Origin of the sequence: Clavibacter sp. VKM Ac-2872 (assembly GCF_015351105.1) — a bacterium.
GTDB lineage: Bacteria > Actinomycetota > Actinomycetes > Actinomycetales > Microbacteriaceae > Clavibacter.
Window position 1 is genome coordinate 1,940,936 of the sequence record NZ_JADKRR010000001.1, and the last position, 17,227, is coordinate 1,958,162.

The following is a 17,227-nucleotide window of genomic DNA, read 5'->3' on the forward strand; positions in this document are numbered from 1 at the left end:
TCGGTCACTTCCCTTCGTTGTCGTCGTCGTGCGCGATGCGCGGGATCCGCTGGAGGGCGTCGACGAGCGCGGTCTTCTCGCGCGGGTCGATCACCCGGAGGTACGTGTCGACCGCGGTGCCTGCGGCCTCGTCGAGGATCCAGGTGACGGCCACGAGGCCGCCCTCCTCCACGACGCGGTCGATCGCGTAGGTCGCGAGGCCGGATCCCGTGATGCGGTCGGCGGGCACGAGCACCTCGCGCTCGCCGTCGATCGCGAGCACGAAGCCCGCGTCGTGCACCCGGGCCGCGGCGCGACCCCGGAATCCGAGGGGCGCCACCGTCAGCCGGTCGAGCGGCTCCCCCGCCGTGGTCGTGGCGACGTAGAGCACGTCGACCTCGAGCGCGGGTGCGCCGAGCCCGGCGGGCGGACGCGGCGGCTCCGGCAGCGCGCGCTGGCGACGCCGACGCGCGCGCCAGCCGAGCACCATGAGCGCGAGGAGCAGGACGAGGAGCGCGATCACCGTGATCGCGGGCACGAGGCGGCCGCTCATGCGACGCTCCCCCGCGTCGCGGCGGCGTCGCGTGCGTCGGCGTCCGCGCGGTCGCGGAGGACGGCGGCGCGGGCGACGGTCTCGCGGTCCACGAGCGCGCCGTCGAGCACGGTCGGGTAGCCGCGGTGGAAGGTCGCGACGACGCGGCCGGGCAGCGTCATCTCGAGGTAGGGCGAGTTGCCGCTGAGCCCGCCGAGGTCGTCGCGCCCGAAGACGCGCGACGCGGCCGGGTCGTAGAGCGTGATGTCGGCCGGGGATCCGCCGGCCAGCGCGTGCCCGTGCTCGGCGAGCCGGCCGATGCGCGCGGGGGCATGCGACATGACCCGGGCGACGCCCTGCCAGTCGAGGAGGCCCGTGTCGACCATGGCGAGCTGCACGACCGAGAGCGCGGACTCGAGCCCCACCATGCCGAACGCGGCCGCGTCCCACTCGCAGTCCTTGGCCTCCGTCGGGTGCGGCGCGTGGTCGGTGGCGACCACGTCGATCGTGCCGTCGGCGAGCGCGGCGCGGAGGGCATCCACGTCCTCGCGGCGGCGCAGCGGCGGGTTGACCTTGTAGCGCGCGTCGTAGCCGGCGACGAGATCCTCGGTGAGGAGGAGGTGGTGCGGCGTGACCTCGGCGGTCACGTCGACGCCGCGGGCCTTGGCCCAGCGGATCACGTCGACCGACCCCGCGGTGGAGACGTGGCAGACGTGCAGGCGGGAGCCGACGTGCTCGGCGAGCAGCACGTCGCGCGCGATGATCGACTCCTCGGCGACCGCGGGCCAGCCCGTGATGCCGAGCTCGCCGGACAGCGCGCCCTCGTTCATGGTGGCGCCCTCGGTGAGGCGCGGGTCCTGCGCGTGCTGCGCGATGACGCCGTCGAAGGCCTTCACGTACTCCAGCGCGCGGCGCATGAGCAGCGGGTCGGAGACGCACTTCCCGTCGTCGGAGAAGACGCGGACGGCGGCGCGGCTGGAGGCCATCGCCCCGATCTCCGCCATCGATTCCCCCGCGAGGCCCACCGAGACGGCGCCGATGGGGCGCACCGTGGCGTACCCCGCCGCGTCGCCGAGCGCCTTCACCTGCTCGACCACGCCCGCGGTGTCCTGCACGGGCATCGTGTTCGCCATCGCGAAGACCGCGGTGAAGCCGCCGAGGGCGGCGGCGCGGGATCCCGTGAGCACGGTCTCGCTCTGCTCGTAGCCGGGCTCGCGCAGGTGCACGTGCAGGTCGACGAGGCCGGGCAGCGCGACGAGGCCGTCGGCCTCGATGACCTGCGCGCCCTCGGGCACCGCGAGGTCGGGGCCGATCTCGCGGATGAGCCCGTCGGCGACGAGGATGTCGGCGCGCTCGCCCGAGGGCAGGGTCGCGCCGCGGATCAGGTGGGTGTCGTGCACGTTCATCGCGTTCTGGGTCATCGGTCGGCCTTCCCGTCGCCGGACAGCAGGAGGTAGAGGACGGCCATGCGCACCGAGACGCCGTTGGCGACCTGCTCGCGCACCGTGGACCTCTCCGAGTCGGCGGCGGCGGCGGATATCTCGAGCCCGCGGTTCATCGGCCCCGGGTGCATGACGATCGTATCGGGCCCGAGGAGCGCGAGGCGCGCGTCGTCGAGGCCCCAGATGCGCGCGTACTCGCGCGGGTTCGGGAAGAAGGCGGCGCGCATTCGCTCGGCCTGGATCCGCAGCATCATCACGGCGTCGGGCTTCCCCTCGGTGAGCGCGTCGTCGAGGTCGTAGCGGACGGTGACGGGCCAGGATCCGACGCCCACCGGCACGAGCGTGGGCGGCGCGACGAGCGTGACCTCGGCGCCGAGCGTCGTGAGCAGCCAGGCGTTGGAGCGGGCGACGCGGCTGTGGAGCACGTCGCCGACGATGACGACGCGCGTGCCGTCGAGGCCCTTGCCGCGCGCGGCGGATCCGTGCAGCCGGCGGCGGATGGTGAACGCGTCGAGCAGCGCCTGCGTGGGGTGCTCGTGCGTGCCGTCGCCCGCGTTGACGATGCCGGCGTCGATCCAGCCGCTGCCGGCGAGCGTGTGCGGCGCGCCCGAGGACGGGTGGCGGACGACCACGCCGTCCGCGCCCATCGCCTGGAGCGTCTGCGCCGTGTCCTTGAGGCTCTCGCCCTTGGAGACGCTCGATCCCTTCGCGCTGAAGTTGATGACGTCGGCCGACAGGCGCTTGGCCGCGGCCTCGAACGAGATGCGCGTGCGGGTCGAGTCCTCGAAGAAGAGGTTGACGACCGTGCGGCCGCGGAGCGCGGGCGTCTTCTTGATCTCGCGCGTGCCGACGTCGGCCATGTCCTCGGCGACGTCGAGGATGTGGACCGCCTCGTCGCGGGACAGGTCGCGGGTGGAGAGCAGGTGCCTCATCGGGTCGCCCCGTCCGCCGCGGTCGCGGGTTCGTCGTCCGGGCCGGCGATGCTCACCGACTCCTCGCCGTCGGTCTCCTCGAGCCGGACGAAGATCCGCTCGGCGAGGCTGGAGGGGAGGTTCTTGCCCACGAAGTCGGCGCGGATGGGGAGCTCGCGGTGGCCGCGGTCGACCAGCGCGGCGAGCCGCACGGCCGTGGGGCGGCCGAGGTCGCCGATCGCGTCGAGGGCGGCGCGCACGGTGCGGCCGGAGAAGAGCACGTCGTCCACCAGCACGACCGTGCGGCCGTCGACGCCGCCGGCGGGCAGGCGCGTCGGAGCGGGGGCGCGGGTGGGGTTCCGCTGGAGGTCGTCGCGGTACATCGTCACGTCGAGCGAGCCCACCAGGTCGGCGGGGGCGTCGGGCTCGAGGCGGGCGATGATCCGGCCGATCCGCTCGGCGAGGACGGTGCCGCGGGTCGGGATGCCGAGGAGCAGCAGGCCGGCGGGGCCGCGGTTCGACTCGAGGATCTCGTGGGCGATGCGCGTGAGCGCACGGGTGATGTCAGAGGGCTGCAGCACGACGCGCTGAGGCAATCCGACCTCCTTCCCCGCCTCTCGGGACGGATGTTAAAGGTGGTCTGTTCCGCCGGTCACTCTAGCGGGTGTCGGCCCGTCGGTCACCGTCACGCCGCGCGGGTGCGGTCCCGGCGCTCGGGCAGCGCCACGAATCCCGCCGAGCGGTACGTCGCGACGGCGCCGCGGAGGTCACTCGGCGTGCACACGAGGGCCGCCGAGGAGCCGAGCTCGCGCAACGCTTCCGCTGCTGCGCGGCAGACTGCTCTGCCGTGGCCCTTCCCGCGCTGGTCCGCGCGCACGCCCATCGGCTCGAGGAGGCCAGGCCGCCCCTGCCCTGCCGACCAGACCGTGACTCCCGCCACGGGCACCCCGTCGGGGTCGCGGCCGAGGAGGCACACCATCGACGCCGTGTCGGCACCTGTCTCGCGACGGGCGGTGACGCCGGACGCCATGGTCGCCCACTGCGCGTCGGTGAAGGTCGCGTTGGCCCACGCGGACCGGTGGACGGCCGTGAACGCGGAAGAGGCACCGGGCACGACGCGCTCGACGCGGAGCCCGCCCGGGATCCGAACGGGCTCGGAGAGATCGAGCACCAGGGGGGTCCACGCCTCGCCCGCCGACCAGCCGGAGGTGGCGAGGGCCGCGTCGAGTGCCGTGCCCGCGGGGATCTCGACGGATGCCCGACCGACGGGCAGCACGCCGGCCTCGGGGTCCGCGATGTCCGCCCGCACGACGTCGGCGAGCGCCGGGTCCGACCACCGTTGCGGCGCCACCGTCGTCCGGAGGAGGCCAGGCCCGTCGAGGAACCCGATCGCCACGATCCGGCCGTCGTCGCGCCAGACGCGGAGCGCGTCGGCGACCGCACGCGACCCGTGCCGCTCCGCCCAGCCGATGTCGCCCGGGTGGAGCTGAACGGGCGCATCGTCGCGCTGCCATCGCCGGAGCGCGTCCACGACAGGACCGAGCTCGTCCGGACCGGGGGAAGTGAGGACGATGGACATGTCCTCATCCCATCACCCGGGCGACGCCAGGACCACCCCTCGGAGCACGGTCCCCTGCTCGACGGGCCGCGGTGTCCGTCAGCGCGACGCGTCGAGCACCGCGCGGATCCGGCCGAGCACGGCGGCGTCCTGCAGGCTCGTGGCGTCGCCGAGGGTGCGGCCCTCGACGAGGTCGGCGAGGAGGCGGCGCATGATCTTGCCCGAGCGCGTCTTGGGCACGTCCGGCACCGCGACGATCCGGCGCGGCTTCGCGACCGGCCCGATCGCGCGCGCGACGTGCGCCGTGAGCACGGGCCCCAGCTCCGCGGCGAGCGCCGCCCACCCGTCCGCGTCGTCGTCCGCGGGCCGGTCGTCGCCGCGCGGCACGACGAACGCGACCACGCGCTGGCCGGTGAGGTCGTCGGCCACGCCCGTGACGCCGGCCTCCCCCACGCGCGGGTGCGCGACGAGCGCCGACTCGATCTCGATGGTGGAGAGGCGGTGCCCGGAGACGTTGACGACCTCGTCGATCCGGCCCTGCAGCGCGATGTCGCCGTCGGCGTCGCGCCGGGCGCCGTCGCCCGCGACGAACCAGCCGCGGTCGGCGAACCGCTCCCAGTACGCGCGGCGGTAGCGGTCGGGATCGCCCCACACGGTGCGGGCCATGCCGGGCCAGGGGCGCTGGATCACCAGCAGCCCGGACTCCCCGGGCGCGGTGGGCGCGCCGTCGTCGTCGACCACGTCCACGCGGAACCCGGGCAGGGCGCGGCCGGCGGCGCCGGGCTTGAGGGTCGCGACGCCCGGCAGCGGGGCGATGACGGCGGCCCCGGTCTCGGACTGCCACCACGTGTCGACGACGGGCGCGGATCCCCCGCCGATCTCGCGGTGGAACCAGCGCCAGGCCGCGGGGTTGATCGCCTCCCCCACCGACCCCAGCAGCCGCACGCTCGAGAGGTCGTGCCCGGCGACGCCGTCGGGGAACCAGCCCATGAGCGAGCGGATGAGCGTGGGCGCCGTGTAGTAGGTCGTGACCCCGTACCGCTCGATGATCTCGAGGTGCCGCCCGCGGTGGGGCGTGTCGGGCGTGCCTTCGTAGATCACCTGCGTGAGCCCGTTGGAGAGCGGCCCGTAGATCTCGTAGGTGTGCGCGGTGACCCAGGCGAGGTCCGCCGTGCACCAGTGCACGTCGTCGGGCTTCGCGTCGAAGTGGGCCCAGTGCGCCCACGACGCGTGCGTGAGGTAGCCGCCGGAGGTGTGCACGAGCCCCTTGGGGCGGCCGGTCGTCCCCGACGTGTAGATGATGAAGAGCGGGTGCTCGGCGTCGAACGCCCGGGGCTCGTGCAGCGGAGAGGCGGATCCCACGGCGTCGTGCCACCACACGTCGCGTCCCGGCGTCCACGGCACGTCCTGTCCGGTGCGGCGGACGACGAGCACGTGCGCGATCGACGCGACACCGGCGACGGCCTCGTCGGCCTGCGGCTTGGTGGCGACCGCTGTGCCGCGGCGGTTCTGGCCGTCGCTCGTGATGAGGAGCTTCGCGCCCGTGTCCTCGACGCGGAACCGCAGGGCCTCCGCGGAGAAGCCGCCGAACACGAGCGAGTGCACGGCGCCGATGCGGGCGACGGCGAGCGTGGCGACGATCGTCTCCACGAGCACGGGCAGGTAGATCACGACGCGGTCGCCCGGCCCGATGCCGAGCGCCGTGAGGGCGTTGGCGGCGCGCGACACCTCCTCCTGCAGGTCGCGGTAGGTGACGGTGCGGCGGTCCCCCGGCTCGCCCTCGAAGTGCAGCGCGACCGTCTCGCCCCGGCCCGCGGCGACGTGGCGGTCCACGCAGTTCGCGGCCACGTTGAGCCGCCCGCCCGCGAACCAGGTGGCGGCGGGGACCTGCGGGGTGCCGTCGGCGGCGAGCGGCGGGATCCACGTGTGCGCGGTCTCCCAGGGCGTCTCCCAGTCGAGGCGGCGGGCGGCCTCCTCCCAGAAGGCGACCGGATCCGCGTCGGCCCGGGCGAACGCCTCGGCCGTCACGTTGGCGGACGCCGCGAGGGACGCCGGCGGTGGGAAGAGCGCCTGCTCGACGGGCGCGGCGGCGTCCTCGTCGGTGGCGGCGGACTCGGCCTGCTCGGTGCGCTGCGAGGTCATGCGCCGACGCTACGTGCGACGCGGCCGGGATCCGGAACCGGGACGTCACAGGGCGACACGGAGGCGGCGGGCGTCAGCCCCAGCGGCGGACGAGCACCCGCTCGACGAGCCCCACGACGGCGTCGGTGGCGGCGCCCAGCACCGCGAGCAGCACGATCGCGAGCAGCACCCGGTCGACGCGCCCGTTCGCGGACGACTCCGTGAGCAGGTAGCCGAGCCCCATCGACGCGGCGAGCAGCTCCGCCGCCACGAGGAACAGCCACGACTGCGCGAGCGCGAGCCGGAGCCCCGAGACGACGGCGGGCAGCACGGCGGGGAGCTGCACGGTGACGAGCAGCGGGATCCGCGTGAGCCCGAAGGCGCGCCCCACCTCCACGAGGTGCGGGTCCACGTGCCGGAGCGCGCCGGCGACCGTCGTGTACACGGGGAACAGGGCGCCGATCGCGACGAGCGTGACCTTGGAGTCCTCGTTGATCCCCATCCAGAGCAGCAGCAGCGGCACCCACGCGAGCGACGGCACCGTGCGGAACGCGCCCGCGGTCGGGGCGAGGAGGAGCCGGCCGACGCGGGAGAGGCCGACGACGGCGCCGAGCACGAGGCCCACCGTGGCCCCCAGCGCGAAGCCCAGCAGCACGCGCTGCAGCGAGATGGCGACGTAGGGCCCGAGGATCCCCTGCTCGGCGAGCTGGACGCCCGCGCGCACGACGTCGAGCGGCGCGGGCAGCAGATGGGCGGGCACGGCGCCCGTCGCGGTGACGACCGCCCACAGCCCGACGACGAGGGCGGGCACCACGAAGCCGACGGCCGTGCGGGTCAGCGCGGCGCGGGCGGAGCGGGCGCCGTCCCGCCGGGGGCGATCCGGGCGGGCGTCGAGCGGCGCACCGGCGTCGCGGGCGACGGGAGCATGATCGACGGCGGTCATCCGGCGGTCCCGGCAGCGGCCGCGGGATCCGCGGCCTCGGCGAACCGCGGCTCGAACAGCTCGTCGAGCGCGGTGTCCACCTGCCCCTGGTCCTCCACGTCGTCCGAGGCCACGAGGATCGGGCCGACGCGCTCCAGCACGGCGCGCTGCGCGTCGCCGGGCACCGGATCCACGCCCAGGTTCGTGCGGTCGATCACGGAGGTCGCGACGCCGGGGTCGATGGCGGCCGCCTGCGCGAGGATCGCCGCCGTCTCGTCCGGGTGCGCGACGGCCCACGCGCGCGCCTCCTCGTACGCGTCGACGACGGCCTGCGCGAGGTCCGGCGACGCGTCGAGGAACGACTGCGTGGCGTTCAGGAACCCGTAGGTCGCGAAGTCGACGTTCCGGTACAGCAGCGTGGATCCCGCCTGCGCCTCGCTCGCCGCCATGAGCGGGTCGAGCCCGGCCCACGCGTCGACCGCGCCGTTCTCGAGCGCGGCGCGGCCGTCGGCGTGCTGGAGGTTCTGGATGGTGACGTCCGAGGCGGGGACGCCCGCCTGATCCAGCGTCTGCAGGAGGAAGAAGTACGGGTCGGTGCCCTTGGTGGCGGCGATGTCGGCGCCACGGAGCTGGTCGACGCTCGTGATGGGCGAGCCCTTCGGCACGACGATCGCCGTCCACTCCGGCTGCGAGTACACGTCGATCGTGCGGATGGGCGAGCCGTTGGCGCGCGCGAGCAGCGCGGCGGATCCGGCGGTGGAGCCCACGTCGACGGCGCCCGCCCGCAGCAGCTCGTTGGCCTTGTTGGACCCGGCGGACTGCACCCAGTCGACCTTCACCGCGGATCCCAGGCGCGCCTCGAGCAGCCCCTGGTCCTTCACGATGAGGCTGAGCGGGTTGTAGGTCGCCCAGTCGACCGTGAGCGTGTCGGCGCTCCAGCCTCCAGCAGCGGCCGGGGCGGGCGCGACGGACGAGCCCTCGCCGGCGGCGCAGCCGGCCAGGAGCAGGACGGCGGCGGTCGCGAGCGCGACGACGGGGGCGGATCGGCGGGGCAGGAGACGGGTCACGGTGGGTCCTCGGTGCGGTGTCGGATCGGGGCGGTGGGAAGCGGGATGGATGCGGGTCGGAGGCGGCGGCCACTGCCGCGGCGGATCAGCCGGCCCGATGGCCCGGCACGCCGAGCCCCTCGAGCAGCTCGGCGCGGAGCGCGGCCAGGGTCGCGTCGCCGCGGTCGCGCGGGCGGGCGCCCGGCACGTCGAGCACACGGCGGACGGTCGCGCCCGGCGCGGCGCCGGGCGCGGGATCCGGCCCCAGCAGCACCACGCGGTCGGCCAGGTGCAGGGCCTCGTCGACGTCGTGCGTGACGAGGAGGACGGTCGTGGGGATCGCGGCGTGCACGTCGAGGAGGAGGTCCTGCATCCGCAGCCGCGTGAGGGCGTCGAGCGCGCCGAACGGCTCGTCGAGCACGAGCACGCGGGGTCGCCGGGCGAGCGCGCGGGCGAGCGACGCGCGCTGCGCCATGCCGCCGGAGACCTGCCGCGGACGGAGGTCGGCCGCCTCGGCGAGGCCCGTGAGCTCCAGCAGGTCGCGCACCCGGGCGTCGCCCTCGGCCGGCGGCACGTCGCGCGGGAGGCCGAGGCGCACGTTGGCGCGGAGCGTGCGCCAGGGCAGCAGCCGGGGCTCCTGGAAGGCGACCGCCGAGCGCTGGTCGACGTCGCGGACGGGCGTGCCGTCAATCAGGAGGGAGCCGGCATCGGGCCGGTCGAGCCCGCTCACCTGGCGGAGGAGGGTCGACTTTCCGCAGCCGGAGGGGCCGAGGATCGCGACGACGTCGCCGGCCGCGAGGTCGAGGTCCACGTCGCGCAGCACGACGCGCGTGCCGCGGCCGCCGTCGATCGGGAAGGACCGGCCGACCCCGCGGAGCGCGACGGCGCCGGCCGAGCCGGGCTCGGGATCCGCGCGGACGTCGGCCGGGGCGGGCGTCGCGGGATCGCGGTGCGTGGCGGTGACGGTGACGGGCATGACCCGACGCTAGGTCGACGCGCGCCGACCCGTCCCACCCCGCGTCACACGCCGTCGCGAGACGACACGCGGCGTAACGGAGGGGGCACGATCGGGCGGACCGTGCCGAGGGTCAGGCCTGCGCGGCCGCGATCCGGGCGAGCATGCCGTTCACGAACGACGCGGACTCGTCCGTCGAGAGCGACGACGCGAGGTCGACGCTCTCCGAGATCGCGACGCCGTCGGGCACGTCCGTGTTGAAGAGGATCTCCCAGATGCCGATGCGCAGGATCGCGCGGTCGACGGCGGGCATGCGGGCGAGGGTCCAGTTCACCGAGTACGTCTCGATGAGCTCGTCGATCTCGTCCTGGTGCTCCACGAACCCCTCGGCGATCTCGCGGGCGTACTGCCACGACGCCTGGCGGTCGGGCTCGGCGGCGGCGCGCTGCTGCTCGACGGCGAGGGTCGCGGGGATGGACTCGCCGCGGATGTCCGCGACGTAGAGGACGTCGAGGGCGCGCTTGCGCGCCTTGGTGCGTGCGCTCACGGGGTCAGTCGGTGACGCGGCCGAGGTAGTCGCCCGTGCGGGTGTCCACCTTGACGCGCGTGCCCTGCTCGAGGAAGAGCGGGACCTGGATCTGGTGCCCGGTCTCGACCGTCGCGGGCTTCGTGCCGCCCGTGGAGCGGTCGCCCTGCAGGCCCGGCTCCGTGTACGTGATGGTGAGCACGACGGACGCGGGCAGCTCGACGTAGAGCCCCTCGCCGTTGTGCAGCGCCACGGTCACGTTCTGGTTCTCGAGCATGTAGTTCTTCGCGTCGCCGACCTGCGCCGCGGACAGCGTGATCTGGTCGTAGTCGCTCGTGTCCATGAACACGAAGTTCTCGCCGTCGGCGTAGAGGTACTGGAAGTCGCGGCGGTCGACCGTCTCGGTCTCGATCTTCGCGCCCGCGTTGAACGTGCGGTCGACGACCTTGCCGCTCATCACGTTCTTGACCTTGGTGCGCACGAACGCGCCGCCCTTGCCCGGCTTCACGTGCTGGAACTCGATGACGGTCCACAGCTGGCCGTCCATGTTGAGGACGACGCCGTTCTTGATGTCAGCGGTAGAGGCCATGCGGGGAGGGTCCTTGCCTGTTCGACGAGCGGGATGCGGCGGCGGCGAGAGGTGCCGGCGCGCGAGGTGCCGCGGGGGCCCGGTGGGCGCGTGCGGCTTTCCTGAGGGACCAGCCTATCGGGTGCCGGTCACGACGTGCGCGAGGGCGAGGAGGTACGAGCCGAAGCCGAACCCGGCGATGACGCCCGTCGCGACGGGCGAGATGACGCTGGTGTGCCGGAACTCCTCGCGCGCGTGCGGGTTCGAGATGTGGACCTCGATGAGCGGGATGCCGGCCTTCGTCACGAGCGCCGCGGCGTCGCGGAGCGCGTACGAGTAGTGCGTGAAGGCGGCCGGGTTCATGATCACGGGCGCCCGGGTGTCGACGGCCTCGTGCAGCCAGCCGATGAGGGTCGCCTCGTCGTCGGTCTGGCGGAGGTCGATCTCGACGTCGTCGGGCGCGAAGTCCATGAGCTCCCGGCGGAGGGCGTCCAGGTGGCCCGTGCCGTACACGTCGGGCTCGCGGCTGCCGAGCCGTCCGAGGTTGGGGCCGTTGAGGACGAGCACGCGTGACATGCGACCAGCCTAGGGCGCGGCCCCGGCCCGCTCAGCCGACGCTCTGGCCGCCGTCCGAGCGGATGCGCTGGCCGTTGATCCAGCCGCCCTCGGCCGAGGCGAGGAAGCAGACGAGCGCGGCGGCGTCCCGGGGCTCGGCGAGACGGCCGCGTGGCGTCGTCTCCCGCAGGTGCGCCCGGATCTCGGGCGTGAACCAGCCCGTGTCGATGGGTCCCGGGTCGACGAGGTTCGCCGTGATCCGCGCGTCCTCGAGCTCGCGCGCCGCCGCGATGACGATGCGGTCGAGCGCGGCCTTGCTGGCGCCGTAGGGCACGTTGCCCACGACGTGGTCGCTCGTGAGCGCGATGATGCGGCCGGCTCCCGGGACCGCACGGTAGCGGCGCGCGAAGCCCTGGATCAGCTGCAGCGACGCCCGCACGTTCACGGCGAGGTGCCGCTCGAGGCTCTCGACGCTCGTCGCCAGCAGCGAGCTGTCGACCCCCTCGGCGTGCGAGAGGACGAGCGCCGTGACGGGTCCGAGCGCCTGCTCGGCGGCCTCGAGGATCCGCTCGGCCGCGTCGGTGTCCATGAGGTCGGCCTCGATCGCGTGCGCGCGTCCGCCGGCGCGCGCGACGGCCTCGGCGACCCGCGCGGGGTCGTCGGGCTGCGGACCCCAGGCCTTGCGCGCGTCGTAGGCGGACCAGTACGAGAAGGCGACGTCCCAGCCGCCGAGCGCGAGGTCCTCCGCGATGGCCGCGCCGAGCCCGGCGACCCGCCCGACGCCCGTGACGAGGGCGACGGGCCGGGGCGCCTCGGGATGCGCGGGATCCGTCACGACCCGATCTCCTGGTACGCCGCGAACAGCAGCGCCTCCTCGGGCCCGTTGAGCACGCTCGCCCGGCCGACGCCGTCGAGCACGATGAACCGCATCATGTCGCCGCGCGCCTTCTTGTCGCGCTTCATGCTCGCGACGAGCGTGGGCCAGCGGCCGACGGGGTAGCTGGTGGGGAGGTCGAGCGAGTCGAGGATCCGCCGGTGCCGGTCGACCGCCTCGTCGGACAGCGAGCGCGTGAGGCGCGAGAGCTCCGCCGCGAAGACCATGCCGACAGCGACGGCCGCGCCGTGCCGCCAGCGGTAGCGCTCGGCGTGCTCGATGGCGTGGCCGAGCGTGTGCCCGTAGTTGAGGATCTCGCGGCGGCCCTTCTCCGTGAAGTCCTCCCCCACGACCTCGGCCTTCATCGCGATGGCCAGCTCGACGACGCGGCGGAACTCGGGACTCGTCGGATCCGTGACGCGCGCCACGTCCTGCTCGATGATGTCCAGGATCTCGGGCACGGCGATGAACCCGGCCTTCACGATCTCCGCGAAGCCCGTGACCAGCTCGTTCCGCGGCAGGGTCGCGAGCAGGTCGAGGTCCACGATCACCGCGGTCGGCGCGTAGAAGGCGCCGACGAGGTTCTTGCCCTCGGACGTGTTGATGCCGGTCTTGCCGCCCACGGCCGCGTCGACCATGGCGAGCACCGTCGTCGGGATCTGGATGAGCATCACGCCGCGCAGCCACGTCGCCGCGACGAACCCGCCGAGGTCGGTCGTGGCGCCGCCGCCGAGCGTGATCACGGCGTCCGAGCGCGTGAAGTCGGTGGTGCCCATGATCTTCCAGCAGAACGCCGCGACCTCGACGCGCTTGGCGCCCTCCGCGTCCGGCACCTCGGCGAGGTAGACCTCGACGTCGCCCTGCAGGCGCTCGCGGAGCCGCGACGCCTCCTCGGCGAGGGCGGGCGCGTGCACGATGAGCACCTTGCGCACGCGCGGGCCGAGCAGCGCGCCCACGCCGGCGACGAGGCCGCGCCCCACGGTCACGTCGTAGCCCGGCGTGCCGGACACGCGGATGACGGTGGGCGCGTCCGGTTCGACGGCGGGGGTCGCGGTGGGGGTCGGTTCGGTCATGGCTGCCTCTCCCGGGCGAAGCGCTCGATCTCGCGGGCGATGCGCGGGAGCGGGCGGTCGGAGGTGTCGATGGTCAGGTCGGCGAGCGAGCGGTAGAGCTCCTCGCGGTCGGCGACGATGCGGCGCCAGCTGTCGAGGCCGTCGACGAGCGGGCGGTCGTGTCCGCGGATCCGCGCGCGCACGGCGTGCTCGCTCACGGTGAGCAGGACCACTCCGCACGACGCGAGGTCGGCGCGCGTCGCGGGGTCGAGGACGGCTCCGCCGCCGAGCGAGACGACGCCGTCGTCCGCGAGGGCGGCGGCGACCGCGTCGCGCTCGAGCTCGCGGAACCGCGGCTCGCCGTGCTCGCGGAAGATGTCGGCGATGGATCCGTGCGCGTCGACGATCGCCCGGTCCGTGTCGGTGAACGGCAGCCCCAGGCCCTTCGCCACACGGCGGCCGACCGTGGTCTTGCCCGCGCCGGGCGGGCCGATCAGGACGACCGGCACGCTCAGGCCTCGGGAGGCGCGGGCGGCGCGGCGTCCGCCTCGTCCACGAGGTCGGCGCCCGTGCGCCGGCCCTCGGGGATCGCGTCGAGGTAGCCGCGGAGGTTGCGACGGGTCTCGCCCACGGAGTCGCCGCCGAACTTCTCCAGGACGGCGTCGGCGAGCGTCAGCGCGACCATGGCCTCGGCGACGACGCCCGCGGCGGGCACGGCGCACACGTCGGAACGCTGGTGGTTCGCGGGGGCCGCGCCGCCCGTGGCGGTGTCGATGGTGCGGAGGGCACGCGGCACGGTCGCGATGGGCTTCATGCCCGCGCGGACGCGGAGGACCGTGCCCGTCGACATGCCGCCCTCCGTGCCGCCGGCGCGGTCCGTGGACCGGCCGATGCCGGCGTCCGTGGAGAACAGCTCGTCGTGCGCCTCGGATCCGCGACGCGTGGTCGTGAGGAAGCCGTCGCCCACCTCGACGCCCTTGATCGCCTGGATGCCCATGAGCGCGGCCGCGAGCTTGGAGTCGAGCCGGCGATCCCAGTGGACGTGCGAGCCGAGGCCGGGCGGCAGGTCGTACGCGAGGACCTCGACGACGCCGCCGACCGTGTCGCCGCTCTGCTTGGTGTCGTCGACCTCGGCGACCATGCGCGCGCTCGTGTCGGGGTGGAAGCAGCGCAGCGGATCCGCGTCCAGGGCGTCGACGTCGGCGGGCGTCGGCAGCGGCGCGCCCTCGGGCACGCGGACGGGACCGATCGCGAGCGTGTGGCTGACGAGCGTGATCCCGAGCTCCGCCAGGAACGCGCGCGCCACGGCGCCGAGCGCCACGCGGGCCGCGGTCTCGCGGGCGCTCGCGCGCTCCAGCACGGGACGCGCCTCGTCGAAGTCGTACTTCTGCATGCCCACCAGGTCGGCGTGACCGGGGCGGGGACGCGTGAGGGCCGCGGCGCGCGCGCCCTGCAGCTTCTCGGGATCCACCGGCTCGGGGCTCATGATGTCGACCCACTTGGGCCACTCCGTGTTGCCGATGCGCACGGCGATGGGGCTGCCGAGCGTCCGCCCGTGGACCACGCCGGTGGAGAGGCTCAGCTCGTCCTGCTCGAACGCCATGCGCGCACCGCGGCCGTAGCCGAGCTTGCGACGGGCGAGGTCGGCGCGGATGCCGTCGAGGCTGACGGGCACACCCGCGGGCAGGCCCTCCAGGACGGCGATGAGTTCGGGGCCGTGGGATTCCCCGGCGGTGAGCCAACGCAGCATGGCCCCATCCTCCCACAGCGGCAGGGTCGGACCGGCGAGCACGATCCCCTCCGGGCCTCCCGCAGCGACAGCATCCGGTCCGCGGGTCAGGCTCCCGTCCAGGGCTTCCCGGGATCCCGACCGACGCTCGCGAGCATCGCCGCCAGCACGCGCTCCTCGCCCGGCAGCGGCCGGGCGTCGTCGCCATGGGCGAACAGGCGCACCTGGTCGAGCGCCTGGTGCACGAGCATGTCGATCCCCGGCACGACGCGACCGCCCGCGCGCCCCCACCCGGTGGCGATGCCGGTGGGCCACGGCGCGTACGTCACGTCGAGGAGCACGGCCCGCTCGGGCACGGCGGCGGGAAGGGGCACGGCCGCGGCGGCGTCGCCCGGGAGGGTGCTGATCACGGTGTCGGCGTCGCGGAGCGCGTCCACCGCGTCCGCGAGCGACACGGCCCGGAGCGCGAGGCCCAGCTCGTCGGCCAGGGGCGCGAGCTCCCGGCCCTGCGCGGGACGGCGGGCCGCGACCACCACCTCCCGCGCGCCCATGCGGGCCAGCGCCACGAGGGCCGAGCGCGCGGTGGATCCGGCGCCCAGCACGACCGCGCGCCCGCCGCGCTCGATGCCGGCCATCGCGAACGCCCGGACGATGCCCGCCACGTCCGTGTTCGCGCCGCGGCGCCGCACCCCGCCGTCGCCGTCGAGCAGCAGCGTGTTCGCGGCGCCCGCGAGGCGGGCGGTGTCGTCGATCAGGTCGAGGAGCGGCAGGACGTCGCGCTTGAGCGGCATCGTCAGCGAGAGTCCGCGCCAGCCGGATCCGAGGCCCGCGACGAACCCGCCGAGGTCCGCCCCCGTGCACTCGACCGCCTCGTAGGACCAGTCGAGCCCGAGGACGTCGTAGGCCGCCCCGTGCAGCCGCGGCGACAGCGAGTGCGCGATGGGGCTGCCGAGGACCGCCAGCCGCACGGCCGGCGTCCGCGGATCAGCCATTGCCCGGGTTGTCCTTCATGAACTGCTGCCACTGCGCGACGGCCTTCTGGTGCTCCTCGTACGTCTGGGAGAAGACGGTGTCGCCCGTGATGGTGTTGACGGTGACGAAGTACAGCCACGGGCCGTCCGCGGGGGCGATCGCGGCCTTGATCGCGAGGTCGCCGGGGTTGGAGATGGGGCCGATCGGGAGTCCCGTGTGCACGTAGGTGTTCCAGGGGTTGTCGTCGGCGCGCTCGGCGTCCGTGGTGGTCACGCGGCCGACCGAGTTCGCGCCGTAGGCGACGGTCGCGTCCGACTGCAGCGGCATGCCGATCGCGATGCGGTTCTGGAAGACGCGCGACACCTTGTAGAAGTCGCCCTCGAAGCGGGCCTCCTTCTGGATGAGCGCGGCGAGCGTGAGGACGCGGTGGCGGTCGGCGGTCGCGACGCCCGCCTGGTCGAGCGCCTGGAAGGTGCGGCTCACCATCGCCTTGACCATGTCCGTCGCGGACGTGCCGGGCGGGAAGTCGTACGTGGCCGGGAAGAGGTACCCCTCGATGTTCGGCGCCTCGGCGGGGATGCCGAGGGCGGCGCGATCCGCGGCCGCGGCCTCGAGGTCGGCCACGGGCGTGCCGGTGCCCTCCGCGATGAGCTCGAAGGCCTGCGCGACCGTCTGGCCCTCGGGGATGGTGACCTTGGCCTGGATCTGGCTGGCGGGGTCCTGCAGCATCGCGAGCGCGGACGCCGCGCTCATCTGCTTCCGCAGCGTGTAGGTCCCCGGCTGGAAGACGACCTCGCCGCCGGAGGCGACGACGGCCCGGTAGAACGCCTTCGACGTCTTCACGACATCCTGCGCGGCGAGCGTGTCGCCGATGGTGCTGCCGGTGTCGCCCGTCTTGACGACCACCTGCACCTCGCCGGTGCCGTCGCCGTCGTAGTCGGTGGGCGCGGCCGGCGTCAGCAGCGCCGAGACCACGGGGCCGAACATCGAGGTCGCGATCACGCCCGCGCCGCCGAACAGCGCGACGAGCAGGACCACCACGTACGGCCACTTGGGGTGGCGTCGCTTCGGCTTCGGGGCGACGGGGGCCGCACGGCGCGGCGGCGTCCCTCGTCCGTCGTCCGTCGTCGCGCGGGTCGGCGTGAGCGGGGTCGGCGTGGTCCGAGCGGCACCCGCGGAGGTCGGCACGGTCGCCGAGGAGGCGCGCGGCCGCTCCTCGGACACGGGACGCGGAACGGCGGCCGAGGACGCGGGCTCGGTCGCCCGGCGGACGGGGCGCTCGTCGGCCGCCGTCGGCCGCGGGGCATCGACCCGAGCGGGTGCGGACGCCGCGGCCTGCGCCTCGGCCGCCTCCCTCAGCGCGCGCAGCTCGCGTCGCGTCATGGGCGCACCCGTCCCGATGCCGGGTCCGTCGCCGCGCGGAGCGGGAGCGGGCGCGGGCGCGGCGGGCGCCGGGGACTCGGCGACGTGGTCGCCGAAGAGGCT

18 protein-coding genes are annotated in these 17,227 nt (G+C 74.7%); all 18 read right to left on the reverse strand.

Translation table 11 applies throughout. The annotated features are described in order from the left end of the window. Positions 1-4: 4 nt before the first annotated feature. The 18 genes from ITJ40_RS09130 to mltG all read right to left on the reverse strand — a co-directional run bounded on the left by ITJ40_RS09130 (position 5) and on the right by mltG (position 17,125). Entirely contained in the window at positions 5-532 is a 528-nt protein-coding gene (locus ITJ40_RS09130; RefSeq protein WP_194666708.1) for a hypothetical protein, read from the reverse strand. Next, on the reverse strand, positions 529-1,932 hold the full coding sequence (locus ITJ40_RS09135) for a dihydroorotase (RefSeq protein WP_194666709.1): 1,404 nt from the start codon (positions 1,930-1,932) through the stop codon (positions 529-531). Before ITJ40_RS09135 ends, ITJ40_RS09130 begins: the two co-directional genes overlap by 4 nt. Then, complete coding sequence (locus ITJ40_RS09140; RefSeq protein ID WP_194666710.1) at positions 1,929-2,885, reverse strand: aspartate carbamoyltransferase catalytic subunit; 957 nt, start codon at positions 2,883-2,885, stop codon at positions 1,929-1,931. The genes ITJ40_RS09135 and ITJ40_RS09140 overlap by 4 nt, the downstream gene beginning before the upstream one ends. Then, the gene (gene pyrR, locus ITJ40_RS09145; RefSeq protein WP_194666711.1) at positions 2,882-3,460 is read right to left on the reverse strand and encodes a bifunctional pyr operon transcriptional regulator/uracil phosphoribosyltransferase PyrR; all 579 of its coding nucleotides are present in this window, start codon (positions 3,458-3,460) and stop codon (positions 2,882-2,884) included. The genes ITJ40_RS09140 and pyrR overlap by 4 nt, the downstream gene beginning before the upstream one ends. A gap of 89 nt (positions 3,461-3,549) precedes the next feature. Beyond that, the gene (locus tag ITJ40_RS09150) at positions 3,550-4,443 is read right to left on the reverse strand and encodes a GNAT family N-acetyltransferase (RefSeq protein ID WP_194666712.1); all 894 of its coding nucleotides are present in this window, start codon (positions 4,441-4,443) and stop codon (positions 3,550-3,552) included. Positions 4,444-4,521: 78 nt separating this feature from the next. Continuing rightward, entirely contained in the window at positions 4,522-6,564 is a 2,043-nt protein-coding gene (gene acs, locus ITJ40_RS09155; RefSeq protein WP_194666713.1) for an acetate--CoA ligase, read from the reverse strand. A gap of 73 nt (positions 6,565-6,637) precedes the next feature. Continuing rightward, positions 6,638-7,486 carry an ABC transporter permease gene (locus ITJ40_RS09160; protein ID WP_194666714.1) on the reverse strand — a complete coding sequence of 283 codons (849 nt, stop codon included), beginning with the start codon at positions 7,484-7,486 and terminating at the stop codon, positions 6,638-6,640. Further along, positions 7,483-8,532 (reverse strand): aliphatic sulfonate ABC transporter substrate-binding protein, encoded by a 1,050-nt coding sequence (locus ITJ40_RS09165; protein ID WP_194666715.1) that lies wholly within the window; start codon positions 8,530-8,532, stop codon positions 7,483-7,485. Before ITJ40_RS09165 ends, ITJ40_RS09160 begins: the two co-directional genes overlap by 4 nt. Before the next feature lie 85 nt (positions 8,533-8,617). Continuing rightward, a complete protein-coding gene (locus ITJ40_RS09170; RefSeq protein ID WP_194666716.1) occupies positions 8,618-9,487 on the reverse strand; it encodes an ABC transporter ATP-binding protein in 870 nt (289 codons plus the stop codon). Between the two features lie 112 nt (positions 9,488-9,599). Continuing rightward, positions 9,600-10,013, reverse strand: a complete 414-nt coding sequence (gene nusB, locus ITJ40_RS09175; RefSeq protein ID WP_194666717.1) for a transcription antitermination factor NusB — start codon at positions 10,011-10,013, stop codon at positions 9,600-9,602. Between the two features lie 4 nt (positions 10,014-10,017). After that, positions 10,018-10,581: an elongation factor P gene (gene efp / locus ITJ40_RS09180; RefSeq protein WP_194666718.1), complete on the reverse strand. Its 564-nt coding sequence runs from the start codon at positions 10,579-10,581 to the stop codon at positions 10,018-10,020. 114 nt (positions 10,582-10,695) lie between these two features. Next, entirely contained in the window at positions 10,696-11,136 is a 441-nt protein-coding gene (locus ITJ40_RS09185) for a type II 3-dehydroquinate dehydratase (protein WP_194666719.1), read from the reverse strand. Positions 11,137-11,167: 31 nt separating this feature from the next. Next, a complete protein-coding gene (locus tag ITJ40_RS09190; RefSeq protein ID WP_194666720.1) occupies positions 11,168-11,950 on the reverse strand; it encodes an SDR family oxidoreductase in 783 nt (260 codons plus the stop codon). Further along, positions 11,947-13,062, reverse strand: coding sequence for a 3-dehydroquinate synthase (gene aroB / locus ITJ40_RS09195; RefSeq protein ID WP_194666721.1), 1,116 nt, complete (start codon positions 13,060-13,062; stop codon positions 11,947-11,949). Before aroB ends, ITJ40_RS09190 begins: the two co-directional genes overlap by 4 nt. Beyond that, complete coding sequence (locus tag ITJ40_RS09200; protein WP_194666722.1) at positions 13,059-13,550, reverse strand: shikimate kinase; 492 nt, start codon at positions 13,548-13,550, stop codon at positions 13,059-13,061. Before ITJ40_RS09200 ends, aroB begins: the two co-directional genes overlap by 4 nt. 2 nt (positions 13,551-13,552) lie before the next feature. Further along, positions 13,553-14,791 carry a chorismate synthase gene (aroC, locus tag ITJ40_RS09205; RefSeq protein WP_194666723.1) on the reverse strand — a complete coding sequence of 413 codons (1,239 nt, stop codon included), beginning with the start codon at positions 14,789-14,791 and terminating at the stop codon, positions 13,553-13,555. 86 nt (positions 14,792-14,877) lie between these two features. Beyond that, positions 14,878-15,762: a shikimate dehydrogenase gene (locus tag ITJ40_RS09210; protein ID WP_194666724.1), complete on the reverse strand. Its 885-nt coding sequence runs from the start codon at positions 15,760-15,762 to the stop codon at positions 14,878-14,880. Further along, on the reverse strand, positions 15,755-17,125 hold the full coding sequence (gene mltG / locus ITJ40_RS09215) for an endolytic transglycosylase MltG (RefSeq protein WP_228511889.1): 1,371 nt from the start codon (positions 17,123-17,125) through the stop codon (positions 15,755-15,757). The genes ITJ40_RS09210 and mltG overlap by 8 nt, the downstream gene beginning before the upstream one ends. Positions 17,126-17,227: the final 102 nt, after the last annotated feature.